A 10,858-nucleotide genomic window follows, 5' to 3' on the forward strand; every position below is an offset into this window, starting at 1 on the left:
CTTCTACTCGCGTCGGGGTTGCCTGTCAAGGGCATCAGGCCGGCCGGGCGCGCGCGGTCACCCGGACCTCCGGCGTCTCGAGCCGCACCGAGACGAACCGCCGCTCCGTGACCAGGGCGCGGACCAGGTCGACGAGCGGCGTGGCGACCGAGGGCCGGCGTCCGGCGCGGGGCGGCGCGGCCAGCATCGCCTCGACGTGCTCCTCGGGGAACATGATTCGGAGCAGCACCTCCTCGTCGGTGAGGCGGCCGCCGAACCTCGCGCGGACCCGCTCCACCATCGGCGCCGGCGGCTCCACCCGCGCGTGCTCGCGCGCGGCCGGCGTGGCGAGGATCCGGTCCATGACGGAGGAGTCGATGGGCGCCAGCGGCCTGCCGTAGTGGCCGAGCGCGTACTTCACGACCTCCACCGGGATCGTGCGGTAGCGCTCCCCCTGGACCACGTTGATGACCGCCTGGGTGCCGACGAGCTGCGAGGTCGGCGTGACCATGTTCAGGTACCCGAGCTCCTCGCGCACCCGGGCGATCTCCTCCAAGACCTCGGCGAGCCGGTGCGCCAGGCCCGCCTCCGCCAGCTGGGCCGTGAGGTTCGTCATCATGCCGCCCGGCACCTGGTGGCGGTAGTGGAACGGGTCGTACTCGACGGGCCGGCCGAGCGGCTTGCCCGCGGCCTCTGCCTCCGCGCGGAAGTGGGCCGCCATCGCCTGCAGGCCCTCGCCGTCCAGCGCCGCCGGCCGCCCGAGCCGGCGGGCGTAGTCGACCATGCGCTCGGTCGGCGGCAGCGACGTGGCGTGGGCGAGCGGCGAGATGGCCGTGTGCACCGCCTCGACCCCGAGCCGCATGGCCTCGTGGTAGACGAGCGGAGCCAGGCCGGTGGTGCAGTGGGAGTGGATCTCGAGCGGCGTCGAGCCCAGCGCGCCGAGCATGGCCGGCACCAGCGTCCGCGCGCGCTCGGGGGTGAGGAGCCCCGCGGAGTCCTTGAGCAGCACCGCGTCCACCCCGCGCGCGACGAGGCCCCGGGCCGTGGCGGCGAAGAGCGCGTCGGTGTGCACCGGGCTCAGCGAGAACACGAGCGCGCCCACGGTGTACAGGCCGAGCGCCCGGGAGATCCGGATGGCGGCGTCGAGGTTGTCGAGGTCGAAGAGGGCGTCGAAGAGGGTCATCCGCCGGAGGCCGCTGGCGGCCTGGCACCGGATCCAGAGCTCGATGACGTCGTCCGCCACCACGTTGAAGCTGATGAGGCTCTTGCTCCGCACCCAGCCGTTGAGCGGCGTCTCCCGGACCCGCTCGCGGACGAGCCGGATCCGCTCCCACGGGTTCTCCCTGAGGTAGCGGACGCACACGTCGAACGTCACCGCGCCCATCAGGTCGATCGCCTTGAAGCCGATCCGGTCCATGCGCTCGACGATCGGCAACATCATCGCCGTCGGCATGCGCGTCGCCCACAGGCACTGGTGCGCGTCGCGGAGGGTGACGTCGACGACCCGGAGGTCACGCACCGGGCGGGCCCTCGGGCTCGATGAGGACGAGCGGCTGGCCGTACTCGACGAGCGTGGCGTTCTCGACGCAGAAGCGCGCGACCCGCCCGCGCACGCCGGCCGGGATCGAGTTCATGAGCTTCATGATCTCGAGGATGCAGACCGTGTCGGCCGCCTCGACCCGGCCCCCGACCTCCACGAAGGGCGGCGCGCCGGGCGCCGGCGCCCGGTAGAAGGTGCCGACCATCGGCGCCCGCACCGCGACGAGCCCCGGCGGGAGCTCCTCGCCGACGGCCGCCGGCGGCGCGGGCGGCGCGGGCCGACCCGGGGAGGGCGGGGAGACCGCGACCGCGGCCTCGGCAGGCGGCGAGGGCGCCAACGGGGACGCGGGCGCCGAGAGGTCGGCGGCCGTCCGCCGCACGGCGAGCTTGAGGCCGTCGGTCTCCAGGACGAACTCCTCCCAGGCCGAGGCGTCGATGAGCTGCAGGATCGCGCGGATCTCCTCGATCGAGACTGCCATTATCCGTCCTTCCGTAGCTCGTCGCGGATGAGGAAGGGCGAGTCCCTCACCACCGAGAAGGGGTACTGGGGCTCCGCCCACCGGTAGATCGTCGCGGCCCAGTCCCCCTTGATCCCCGCCTCCTCGGCGAAGACCTTGATGGATGGCATCCGGTCCTTCTCGAGCGCGTCGCACGCCAGGCCGGCCTTCTCGAACAGCTTGTGCGTGCGCGCCGCGATGGTCAGCCAGTCCGAGTTCGTCTGATAGCCGATGCGCATGGGGAGCGGCGCGCCGGCCTGCGCCGCGGCGGGCGGCGGGGCCGGGACGGCGGCGAGCCAGGTACCGAACGCGACGAGAACGGCGGCCGCGAGGATCGTGCGCCTCATGGAGTCTCCTTTCGGGTTTCGGGGTGGAGGTGCTCTCGGAACCAGTCCCGCGTGTGGCGCAGCACCGCATCGAGCCCGGCCCCGGCGTAGGTGTCGTAGTGGGCGAGCCCGTCGAGGATCACGAGCCGGCGCGGCTCGCCCGCCCGCTCGAACATCCGCCGCGACTCCTCGGGCGGCACGAGAGCGTCGGCGCCGGCGTGGATCCAGAGCATGGCACGCGGCGCGATCCGGTGGACGACCTCCTCGGGGCGGAAGTCGAGGATCGCCTCGGCCGACTCGAGCAACAGGGTGAGATCCCAGGAGGGGAAGGCGGCCTGGCGGGCCTCGCGCGCCGCGCGGGTCGCAGGATCGGGCACCATGATCTCGTGGGAGTGGACGCGCTCGCTCTCGCCCGTCAGCACGCGGCGCACCCGGTCGGCCGCGAGACGCCGCTCGAACTCGGCCCACTCGTCCGGCGCGCGGAGGTGACGGAGCCAGCGGCCGCCGTCGCCCAGCCCCACGTTGCTGACGGCGCAGCGGACGCGGGGGTCGAGGGCCGCGGCGTAGGTCACGGTGGCGCCGCCGAAGCTGGTGCCGAAGAGGGCCAGGCGCCGGGGGTCCACGCCGGCGAGCTGCCCCAGGTAGCTGAGGGCGTTCCGGATGTCGGCGACCTGTGCCTGCGGCAGGAGGCGACCCCGGGGCTGGCCGCCGCTCCCGCCGAAGTACCGGTAGTCGATCACGAGGGCCACGTAGCCCTCTCCGGCGAGGCGGGTCGCGATGTCGGGGAGGATCATCTCCTTGAGCGCCGTGAAGCCGTGGCAGAGCACGACGCCGGGCCGGCCGCCGTCGCCGGAGGCGCCGGCGGGCCGGAACAGGAGCGCCTCGATGGGCTCGCCCTCGCTGAAGAACCGGACGATCTCGCCGCCGGCTCTCGTCGGAGCGCCCGCGCCACTCACGACTTCACCAGGCACACCGACGCGACGGCGGGCCGGGCCGCCAGCTCCTTCACGAGCGTGAGGAGCGGGGTGGTCGCCACCGGGTACGCGGTGCGGATCGGCCGGGCCGCCACGAGCTGGCCGTACTGGTCGGCGTCGTAGAAGACGGCCAGCAGGAGGTCGTCGTCCGAGGCGAAGGGGCCGCGGTCGCGACGCACGCGCTCGAGCGCCGGCGGCAGGAGCTCCCCCGGGCGTGCGGTCACCGGCTGCTCGTTCCGCACGATCCGGTCCAGCACCTGCGGGTCCACCGGCGCGGCCAGCTCCCCGTAGTAGCCCAGCGCGTAGCGCCGCACCTCGTCGGGCACCGTCGCGTACCGCTCGCGGCCGATCACGTTCAGCACGGCCTGCGTCACGACGAACTGGGCGAAGGGGGAGACGACGATCGGGTAGCCCAGCTCCCGGCGGACGCGCGCCGCCTCCTCGAGGATCTCCTCCAGCCGGTGCTCGAGCCCCAGGTCGCGCAGCTGGCTCCGGAGGTTGCTGATCATCCCCCCCGGCACCTGGTGCTCGTAGTGGAAGGGGTCGTACTCCGCGATCTCGCCGAGCGGCTTGCCCTCCCGGGCCGCCACGTAGCGGAAGTAGTCGGCGACGGGACGGAGCCCCTCGACGTCGAGGTCGACCTCGAACCCCAGGCGCCGCGCGTTGGTGGCCACCCACTCCGTCGGCGGGTGGGAGGCGCCGTGGGCAAGCGGCGAGGTGGCGGTGTGGACGGTGTCGACCCCCAGACCGATCGCGTCGAGCGCGCAGAGCGGGGCGAGCCCGGTCAGGCAGTGCGAGTGGAGCTGGAGGGGCCGGTCACCGACCGCCGCCCGGAGCACCGGCACGAGCGTCCGCACGCGGTCGGGGGTGAGGAGCCCGCTCGGGTCCTTGAGAAAGACGGCGTCGACGCCCAGGCCGACCAGCGCGCGCGCCTTGGCCGCATAGTAGGCGTCGGTGTGCACGGGGCTCAGCGTGTAGACGATTCCGCCGTCGACGTAGAGCCCCGCGGCCTTGGACGCCCGCACCGGCACCGCCATGTTCCGCATGTCGTTCAGGGCGTCGTAGGGGGTGACGTAGCGGATGCCGTTGGCGGCGATGCGCCGGGCGGTGAGCTCCACCACGTCGTCGGGGAAGAACTCGAAGGTGAAGAGGCTCTGGGCACGGGTCATCACGATGAGCGGGGTGCGGGTGATCGCCCGGCTCATGATCCGCATCCGCTCCCACGGGTCCTCCAGGAGATAGCGCACGCACACGTCGAAGACGGCGCCCCCGACGAGGTCGATCGCCTCGAAGCCCACCCGGTCGAGGATCGGCGCGACCGGGAGCATCATCGCGGTCGTCATGCGCGTCGACCAGAGGGACTGGTGGGCGTCGCGGAGGGTGACGTCGATCAGCCCGACCTTTCGGGTCGCGGCGCTCCGGGGGCTCACGGCGTCCGCGCCTCCCGCGTCACGTCCCGATCAGCTCGCCGAGCCGCTTCCGCAGCGCGATGAACCCGGGATGCGCGAAGTCCCGCGGCCGCGGCAGGTCGACCGCGAGGTTCGCCTTGATCCGCGTCGGCTTCTCGGTCAGCACGATGATCCGCTCGGCCAGATAGACGGCCTCCTCGAGGCTATGGGTGACGAAGACGACCGTCGTCTTCCGCTTCTCCCAGATGCGCAGCACTTCCGCCTGCATCGTCATGCGCGTCTGCCCATCGAGCGCGGCGAATGGCTCGTCCATGAGGACGAGATCCGCGTCCACCGCGAAGGCACGGGCGATGGCGACCCGCTGTTTCATGCCGCCCGAGATCTGGTACGGGTAATAGTCCTCGAAGCCCCCGAGCCCGACCAGCTCGATCATCTCCTGCACGCGGCGGTCGACCTCGGCGCGCGGGACCCGCTTGATCTCGAGCCCGATCCGGATGTTGTGGCGCACCGTCCGCCAGGGCCAGAGGGAGGGCTCCTGGAACACGAAGGCCAGCTCGTGGCGGCGGGGATCGACGGGGACCCCGTCGATCGTCACCGACCCTTCGGAACACGGGACGAGGCCGGCCATCAGGTTCGCCACCGTGGTCTTGCCGCACCCGCTGCGACCAAGCAGGCAGAGGAACTCGTTCTCCGCGATCGAGAACGTCAGCCGGTCGAGCACGACCAGCTCCCCGAAGCGCTGGGAGACGTCCACCTCCACCGTTCGGCTCACAGGCTCACCTCCCAGCGCCAGCGGAAGAGGCGCTTCTCGATCCGGATCAGGACCTCGTTCATGAGAAGGCCCAGCACACCGATGAGGATCATTCCCACCACGATCTCGGGGATCCGGAGAAGCTCGGCGTAGTTGACCATCATCCGCCCGATCCCCGTCGTCTCCCCGCCGCTCATCTCCGCCGCGACGATGGTCATCCACGCCGTGCCCATGCCGACGCGCATGCCGCCCAGGATGTCAGGGAGCACGGAGGGGATCACCACCCGCGTGAGGATGTACCAGCGCCCGGCCCCGTGGACCTTGGCTACGTTCTTGTGGATCAGATCCACGCGTGGCACGCCGACCAGGGTCGCGACGAAGATCGGGAAGAAGGCGCCGAGCCAGATGAGGAACACGTACCGGGAGAACCCGGAGAGCAGCACGATCGTCAGGGGAATCCACGCGATCGGCGGGATGAAGCGGAACGGCTCCAGCGCGGCCCGTGTGCCGATGTACAGGGGCTTGTAGAGTCCCATCAGGAGGCCCAGCGGCACGCCGAGCACGACGCCCATCGAGAAGCCGGCGAGCAGTCGGAACAGGCTCCAGCGGATGTGGGTGAGCAGCGAGTTCCCGGTGACGTCGCCGTTGACCCAGAGGTCGCCCATCGCCCGCCACACCTGGAGCGGGCTGGGGAAGAAGACGGAGTGGACGAGCCAGGTTGCCGCCTGCCAGACGGCCAGCACGGCCAGCGCCGCCAAGACGTTGTGAAGCAGCACCCGGACCGGCCACCGCTCGTGCGCGGCGGCGGGGCGCGCCGCCGCGCGTGCGACCGCGCGGACCTCAGCCTCGACCTTCATCGTCGGCCCCCCGCTACTTCTTCGGCTCCCACCCCTTGAGCGACTCCTCGGCCTTGCGGAGGGGGGCGTAGTCGACGAACCGCTTCATGTAGTCGTCGAAGCTCTTCACCCGCTCGGCCGTGATCTTCTTGGTGTCGAGCAGCGCCTGGAAGATGATCTGCGAGCTCTTGAGCTCCATGTACGGGTCGGTGATCTTGACCTGGCCCTTCCCGAGCCGCGCGACCTCGAGCGCGTCGGGGAAGTTCATCGCCTTCGCGATGAGCCGAAGCCCCTCGTCCTCGTGCTTCTCGTAGTAGCGCATCCCCTTGACGAGCGCGCGGGTGAAGCCCAGGGCGACGTCGGGGCTCGACTTGACGATCTGGCGGTTGAGGACCACCTGGAGGCTCTCGGCCCCGGGGATGACGGGCAGCGGCGCCAGGTAGTGGGCGCCCTTCACCGACCGCACGGTGGTGGCGGCGACGGTCTCCCAGCAGAGGACGCCGGCCACCTCGCCCTTCTCGAGCATCGCCACCAGGTCCGTGATCTTGGCGGAGACGTGCTCGACCTTGATCCCGTGCGCCTTCTCGTAGAGCGTCAGCATCGTGTCGTGGATCGTCCCCAGGCCCGGCGTCCCGACGCGCTTGCCGTTGAGGTCCTTCGCCGACCTGATCTCCGGGCGCGCCACCAGCGGAGCGTTCCCCTTCGTGATGGACATCAGGACGACGAAGTCCGAGCCCTGGGCCGCGGCCTGGATGTAGGGCCCGAGTCCCGCCATCAGTGCGTCCACCTCCCCCTTGTTGTAGTCGAGGAGCGTGGCGGGGCCGTTCGGATACGTCCGGCGGACGGTCGTGATCCCCTCCTCCCTGAAGTACCCCTTCTCGACGGCGATCCAGTACGGGCCGTAGTCCAGCTCGGAGCCGATCTGGTCGCCCACCCTGATCGTCGTCGTCTTCTGCGCGGTCCCGACCCCGGGCTGTCCCGCGACGATGCATACCGCGATCCCGGCCGCCGCCAGCCACGTCACGTGCTTCATGTCGACCGTCCTCCGTCGTCCGCTCGGTTCACTGCACGTCGAACTTGATCCGCGGCTTCGACCAGTACGTGGGCAGCACCGCGAGGCGCGGATGCGGGCCCATCAGGCGCCGCGCCTCGCTCCAGGCCGCGGCGAAGTCCGGCGTGACCATGCAACCCAGACGGTCCCAGTGCTCCCCCGGCCTGGCGCCGGCCATGATGATGCGCCCCGCCGTGGTCATCGCGTACTCGTCCTCGTTGAACAGCCAGAAGGGGTGATACGGATGGTAGGCGCCGCCCGCGCGGTAGCGCGCGACCAGCGCCGGGTCGCGCCCGATGCCCTCCGCCGCGCGGGCGAGCGCCACGAACGAGCGCGTCCGGCCGAACTCCCGGATCGCCTCCTCGTACCCCGGATGGGTGGCGGGATCGACGACGCCCGCGCTGTCGGTGACGCCGATCACGATGCCGCCGTGCCGGAGCAGTGGCGCGCCGAGCCAGAGCCGTGTGGGGAACGCGACCCCCGTCAGCGCAATGAGCGGGTTGGCGGCGAGGCCGTAGAGGAACGCGCGGGCCAGGCCGACGACGAGCACGTCAGCCGGCGGCGTCCGCCGGACGACCCGCCGATCGGCCTCCGCCCAGGCGTCCTCGCGGATCGCCTCGGCGCGACCCGCGAACACGTCGATCACCCCACGCGCGTCGGTCATCCCCTCCACGTAGAAGGTCGCGCGGGCCCGCGCCCGCTCGATCGCCTCGTGGACCGCGGACTTCCTGCGCTGGTACAGCATCGTGCGCGGCTGCCCGTGACAGGAGTCCCGATGGCCGATGCCGTCCCGGCCGTGATGCCCGGCGAAGGCGCGCACCCCGCCGAGCCCCACGACGATCCCTGACCCGGAGTAGCCGCCCCAGATGTTCGCCGCGACGTTGCCGACGTAGATCAGGAGATCACTTTCCATCGCTGCGCGGTTGGCCTCGACGACGTCGCCGAAGGCCGTCGTCCCCAGGTCGACGAGGCCCTCCGCGTCCTCGCAATCGTGGTTCAGGACACGCTCGCCGAAGCGCTTGGTGACCTCGGCGCCGAGGTACGCGCAGAGGCTCTCCCCGCTGAACTTCGGGTGCATCCCGTTCGCGCTGACGAGCGTGATCTCCTCGTCGTCGACGCCCGCTGCCTCCAGGCGCCGGAGGACCGGCGGCAGGACTGCCCGTACTGTCGCCGCCGGCCGGTTGGGATCGTCGAAGGCGATGACGATCCGACGCCGCCCGCTCCGCGGCAGCGCCGGAACGAGGTCCCCGAGCGGCGGCAGGCCGCGCGGCGCGTCCAGAGCCCGCTCGACGAGGAGATGCGGGTCGCCCGCGGCCGGCTGCTCGACGTACTCGAGCACCACCGCGTCGGCCGGCACAGTGATCCCCTCCCGGCCCGCTCCGCAGTCCACGGTCACGACCTGGTGCGGCATCGGACGCTCCCCTTTCTCGTTCTCATGGCGCGCGATCGGTCACGGTCACGGCCTCCCGCCCCGGAGCTCGTCCTCGACCCATCGCGTGTGGACGCGGCCGCTCCCGAAGTCGGGGTGGTCGAGGATCCGGCGGTGGAACGCGATGGTCGTCTCGACGCCCTCGACCTCGAAGCGCCCGAGGGCGGCGCGCATGCGCGCGATCGCCTCGTCGCGGTCGCGGCCGTGGGCGATCACCTTGGCGAGGAGGGAGTCGTAGAACGGCGGCACGACGGCGCCGGGCTCGACGTGCGTGTCGACGCGCAGCCCGGGACCGTCGGGAGCCTTCCAGCGCTCGATCCGCCCCGGCGAGGGGCGGAAGTCCGCGTCGGGCGCCTCGGCGTTGATCCGGCACTCGAGCGCATGGCCGTCGATCCTCACGTCGGCCTGGGCGAGCGCGAGCCGTTCCCCGGCCGCGACGCGGAGCTGGGCGGCCACGAGATCGACGCCGGTCACCACCTCGGTCACCGGGTGCTCCACCTGGATGCGCGTGTTCATCTCGATGAAGTAGAAGCGGCCCGTCGCGGGCTCCAGCACGAACTCCACGGTCCCGGCGCTCTCGTACTTGATCCCACGCGCCAGCGCGAGGGCGGCCGCGCCCATCGCCGCGCGCAGCGCGGGGCTCACACCGGGCGCGGGCGCCTCCTCGAGGACTTTCTGGTGCCGGCGCTGGATCGAGCAGTCGCGCTCGCCGAGTTGGACGGCGGCGCCGAAGCGGTCGGCCAGGACCTGCACCTCGACGTGCCGCACGCCCTCGAGGAACCGCTCGACGTAGAGCCGGCCGTCGCCGAAGGCCGCCTGCGCCTCCGCGTGGGCGGTGCCGAACGCCTCCGCGAGCTCCCCCGCCGACCGCACGACCCGCATCCCCCGCCCGCCCCCCCCGGCCGCGGCCTTGAGCAGCAGCGGATAGCCGATGCTCCGCGCCGCGGCGGCGACCTCCGCGGGGCCGGCGAGGGCGCCGCGCGGCCCCGGCACGACCGGGATCCCGAGCGCGGCGGCGCGCGCGCGCGCCTGGACCTTGTCGCCCATCGCGCGGATCGCCTCCGCCGACGGGCCGACGAAGATCAGACCCGCCTCGGCGCACGCGGCGGCGAAGTCGGCGTTCTCCGCGAGAAAGCCGTAGCCCGGGTGGACCGCGTCGGCACCGACGCCCCGCGCCGTCGCGAGCAGCGCCTGAGCATCGAGATAGCTCCGCGCCGCGGGCGCGGGCCCGATGCACACGGCGCGGTCGGCCAGCCGCGCGTGGAGCGCGCCACGGTCGGCCTCCGAGTAGACGGCCACCGTGCGGAGGCCGAGGACGCGGCAGGCGCGGATCACCCGGACGGCGATCTCGCCCCGGTTGGCCACGAGGACCGTGTTCAGGCGCCGAGCGGCGCCACGGGCATCAGCGGTTGACCGTATTCCACGAGCTCTCCCTTCTCCGCCAGGACCTCGCCGATCCGCCCCCGGCATCCCGTGGTGATCGAGTTCATCAGCGTCACGACCTCGATGATGCAGACGACGTCGTCCGGGTCCACGAGGCTCCCGACCTCCACGAAGGGCGGCGCGCCCGGCCGGGGGGCCCGGTAGAAGGTGCCGACCATCGGCGCCTTCAGCTCGAACTCCCCCTCGGCGGCGCGCTGCTCCCGGCCGGGGCGGGGCGCGACGCCGGGCGCGGGCGCCGCTTCGCGCGGCGTCGAGGCCGCGAGCGGGGGCGCGACGGTCGCCTCGGGCGCCGTCTCAGGGGCCGCTTCCGCCCGCGCCCCGCGCTGGCGCACGACGAGCGTCAGGTCCCCGATCTCGAGCCGCAGCTCCTCGAGCGAGGAGGCATCGATGATCTTCAGGATGTTCTGGACGTCGTCGTAGCTCAGATCCATCCGTCGCCCCTCACGCCTGCCGCTGCGCCATGGCCTTCACCGCCTCTTCCTTGACGAGGCCCCACAGGTGATGGCGGGCCTTGAGGAACTCCGGCGACGCACGCATCTCCTCGGTGCGCGGCTGCGGCAGCGTGTTCACGAACACCTCCTTGATGACGCCCGGCCGCACGCTCATCACCACCACCCGGTCCGA

General features: G+C 72.2%; 12 protein-coding genes. All 12 read right to left on the minus strand.

The features are described from left to right. Positions 1-34: 34 nt before the first annotated feature. From HYV93_08700 to HYV93_08755, 12 genes are read right to left on the minus strand one after another with little or no spacing between them, the layout of a single operon-like run. Entirely contained in the window at positions 35-1,498 is a 1,464-nt protein-coding gene (locus HYV93_08700; protein ID MBI2526045.1) for a pyruvate carboxylase subunit B, read from the minus strand. Then, positions 1,491-1,997, minus strand: coding sequence for an acetyl-CoA carboxylase biotin carboxyl carrier protein (gene accB, locus HYV93_08705; GenBank protein ID MBI2526046.1), 507 nt, complete (start codon positions 1,995-1,997; stop codon positions 1,491-1,493). Before accB (HYV93_08705) ends, HYV93_08700 begins: the two co-directional genes overlap by 8 nt. Next, complete coding sequence (locus HYV93_08710; GenBank protein ID MBI2526047.1) at positions 1,997-2,362, minus strand: hypothetical protein; 366 nt, start codon at positions 2,360-2,362, stop codon at positions 1,997-1,999. The genes accB (HYV93_08705) and HYV93_08710 overlap by 1 nt, the downstream gene beginning before the upstream one ends. Further along, on the minus strand, positions 2,359-3,297 hold the full coding sequence (locus HYV93_08715) for an alpha/beta fold hydrolase (protein MBI2526048.1): 939 nt from the start codon (positions 3,295-3,297) through the stop codon (positions 2,359-2,361). Before HYV93_08715 ends, HYV93_08710 begins: the two co-directional genes overlap by 4 nt. Further along, on the minus strand, positions 3,294-4,745 hold the full coding sequence (locus tag HYV93_08720) for a pyruvate carboxylase subunit B (protein ID MBI2526049.1): 1,452 nt from the start codon (positions 4,743-4,745) through the stop codon (positions 3,294-3,296). The genes HYV93_08715 and HYV93_08720 overlap by 4 nt, the downstream gene beginning before the upstream one ends. A 19-nt stretch (positions 4,746-4,764) precedes the next feature. Next, on the minus strand, positions 4,765-5,511 hold the full coding sequence (locus HYV93_08725; protein MBI2526050.1) for an ABC transporter ATP-binding protein: 747 nt from the start codon (positions 5,509-5,511) through the stop codon (positions 4,765-4,767). After that, the gene (locus HYV93_08730; GenBank protein ID MBI2526051.1) at positions 5,493-6,332 is read right to left on the minus strand and encodes an ABC transporter permease; all 840 of its coding nucleotides are present in this window, start codon (positions 6,330-6,332) and stop codon (positions 5,493-5,495) included. The genes HYV93_08725 and HYV93_08730 overlap by 19 nt, the downstream gene beginning before the upstream one ends. Before the next feature lie 13 nt (positions 6,333-6,345). Continuing rightward, positions 6,346-7,344, minus strand: coding sequence for an ABC transporter substrate-binding protein (locus HYV93_08735; protein ID MBI2526052.1), 999 nt, complete (start codon positions 7,342-7,344; stop codon positions 6,346-6,348). A 28-nt stretch (positions 7,345-7,372) separates the two neighbouring features. Beyond that, positions 7,373-8,773, minus strand: coding sequence for a DUF2088 domain-containing protein (locus tag HYV93_08740; protein ID MBI2526053.1), 1,401 nt, complete (start codon positions 8,771-8,773; stop codon positions 7,373-7,375). A gap of 45 nt (positions 8,774-8,818) precedes the next feature. Further along, the gene (gene accC, locus HYV93_08745) at positions 8,819-10,261 is read right to left on the minus strand and encodes an acetyl-CoA carboxylase biotin carboxylase subunit (GenBank protein ID MBI2526054.1); all 1,443 of its coding nucleotides are present in this window, start codon (positions 10,259-10,261) and stop codon (positions 8,819-8,821) included. After that, positions 10,168-10,665: an acetyl-CoA carboxylase biotin carboxyl carrier protein gene (accB, locus tag HYV93_08750; GenBank protein MBI2526055.1), complete on the minus strand. Its 498-nt coding sequence runs from the start codon at positions 10,663-10,665 to the stop codon at positions 10,168-10,170. Before accB (HYV93_08750) ends, accC begins: the two co-directional genes overlap by 94 nt. Before the next feature lie 10 nt (positions 10,666-10,675). After that, positions 10,676-10,840 carry a hypothetical protein gene (locus tag HYV93_08755; GenBank protein MBI2526056.1) on the minus strand — a complete coding sequence of 55 codons (165 nt, stop codon included), beginning with the start codon at positions 10,838-10,840 and terminating at the stop codon, positions 10,676-10,678. Between the last annotated feature and the right edge of the window lie 18 nt (positions 10,841-10,858).

It is taken from the genome of Candidatus Rokuibacteriota bacterium, assembly GCA_016188005.1.
GTDB lineage: Bacteria > Methylomirabilota > Methylomirabilia > Rokubacteriales > CSP1-6 > UBA12499.